We start from the raw sequence: 931 nt of genomic DNA, 5'->3' as shown, positions 1-931 counted from the left end.
AGCAGCGTATTTGAATAATTTATGGGTTTATGCTTCACAGCATTAGAAAGAGCGTGTGGCCTGCTTGGCCAGATCAAATGAAGCATTCATTTGAAGGGGAATCCAAAGTCACTGAAATAGTTCGCTGACTTATTGTCTTCATTAAGAAGAAATTTGGAGCGACACATCGGGTTCGAACCGATGACCTCAACCTTGGCAAGGTTGCGCTCTACCAACTGAGCTAGTGTCGCATGAATAATCGCTGTTGCAATTACTCTTAATGTGGTTGCGGGAGCAGGATTTGAACCTACGACCTTCGGGTTATGAGCCCGACGAGCTACCATGCTGCTCCATCCCGCGTCCGAATGTCATTGTTAAGTACAATGAGAACTATGAATAATCGCTAATGCCATTACTCTAATGTGGTTGCGGGAGCAGGATTTGAACCTACGACCTTCGGGTTATGAGCCCGACGAGCTACCATGCTGCTCCATCCCGCGTCCGGATGTCATTGTTAAGCACAATGAGAACTATTTGGAGCGACACATCGGGTTCGAACCGATGACCTCAACCTTGGCAAGGTTGCGCTCTACCAACTGAGCTAGTGTCGCATGAATAATCGCTAATGCAATTACTCTTAATGTGGTTGCGGGAGCAGGATTTGAACCTACGACCTTCGGGTTATGAGCCCGACGAGCTACCATGCTGCTCCATCCCGCGTCCGAATGTCATTGTTAAGTACAATGAGAACTATGAATAATCGCTAATGCCATTACTCTAATGTGGTTGCGGGAGCAGGATTTGAACCTACGACCTTCGGGTTATGAGCCCGACGAGCTACCATGCTGCTCCATCCCGCGTCCGGATGTCATTGTTAAGCACAATGAGAACTATTTGGAGCGACACATCGGGTTCGAACCGATGGCTCCAAACATGACAAGTCTGAGCTCCA

General features: G+C 48.0%; 6 tRNA genes. All 6 read right to left on the bottom strand.

The features are described 5' to 3' along the window. Nucleotides 1–154: 154 nt before the first annotated feature. The 6 genes from OJ16_RS09245 to OJ16_RS09220 all read right to left on the bottom strand — a co-directional run bounded on the left by OJ16_RS09245 (nt 155) and on the right by OJ16_RS09220 (nt 839). Nucleotides 155–230, bottom strand: a tRNA-Gly gene (locus OJ16_RS09245). A gap of 32 nt (nt 231–262) precedes the next feature. Beyond that, nucleotides 263–339 (bottom strand) — tRNA-Met (locus OJ16_RS09240). A 63-nt stretch (nt 340–402) separates the two neighbouring features. Beyond that, nucleotides 403–479, bottom strand: a tRNA-Met gene (locus OJ16_RS09235). A gap of 35 nt (nt 480–514) precedes the next feature. Further along, nucleotides 515–590 (bottom strand) — tRNA-Gly (locus tag OJ16_RS09230). 32 nt (nt 591–622) lie between these two features. Beyond that, nucleotides 623–699, bottom strand: a tRNA-Met gene (locus OJ16_RS09225). Nucleotides 700–762: 63 nt separating this feature from the next. Beyond that, nucleotides 763–839 (bottom strand) — tRNA-Met (locus OJ16_RS09220). Between the last annotated feature and the right edge of the window lie 92 nt (nt 840–931).

The organism is Vibrio renipiscarius (assembly GCF_000827885.1).
GTDB lineage: Bacteria > Pseudomonadota > Gammaproteobacteria > Enterobacterales > Vibrionaceae > Vibrio > Vibrio renipiscarius.
The sequence above is the reverse complement of the archived record's forward strand: the minus strand, read 5'-3'. Positions and strand labels throughout refer to the sequence as shown.